This is a genomic window from Streptomyces sp. SM1 (assembly GCF_002910825.1).
In the GTDB taxonomy this organism is placed as follows: Bacteria; Actinomycetota; Actinomycetes; order Streptomycetales; family Streptomycetaceae; genus Streptomyces; species Streptomyces okerensis.
In genome coordinates this window covers 1-655 of record NZ_NEUB01000245.1, presented here as the reverse complement: position 1 = coordinate 655, position 655 = coordinate 1, and the positions used below count along the sequence as shown (strand labels likewise).

Sequence of the window (655 nt, the reverse complement as noted above, 5' to 3'; positions counted from 1 at the left end):
GGGACCGCCTGCTGGCCTCCCTGACCGAGGCGTGGGCGAGCGGCGGCGGCCCGGTGGACTGGACGCCCTGGACGGGAACCGCCGACCCGGACGCCGCACCCTTCCTGCTGCCCACCTACCCCTTCCAGCGCGACCGGTACTGGCTGCCCGCCCCCGGCCGGACGGCCGCCGCGGTCCCCCGTACCCAAACGGAGCCCGTCGAGTCCGGCGCGGCCGCCGGCGTCGACGAGGACACCCCCGCCGTCCTCCTGGCCGCCCGGCTGGCCCCGCTGGACCGGCAAGCCCGCCGTCAGGCCGTACTAGACCTGGTCATCCGGCACGCCGCCGCGGTCCTGGGCCATCCCGGCACCGGTCCGGTGCGCGCGGAGCGCTCCTTCTCCGAGGTCGGCTTCGACTCGATGCTCGCGGTGCGATTCCGGAACGTGCTGGTCGAGGCGACCGGGCTGCCCGTGCCGCCGACGGTCGTCTTCGACCACCCGACGCCCGACGCACTCGCCGCACACCTGGACGCGGAGCTGTCCGCCGCACCCGCACCGCCCTCGCCGCTGCTGGCCGAGCTGGACCGGCTGGCCGTGCTTCTCGCGGCCGTGACGCCCGGAACGGCCGGCACCGACGGGGTCGGCGAACGACTGGACGCGCTGCTGCGCGGCTGGGG

Annotated in this window: 1 protein-coding gene; it reads left to right on the top strand. The window is 76.9% G+C overall.

The genetic code is table 11. The annotated features are described in order from the left end of the window. On the top strand, positions 1-655 hold a 655-nt coding region (locus B9S61_RS05715), incomplete at both ends, for a phosphopantetheine-binding protein (RefSeq protein WP_258039560.1).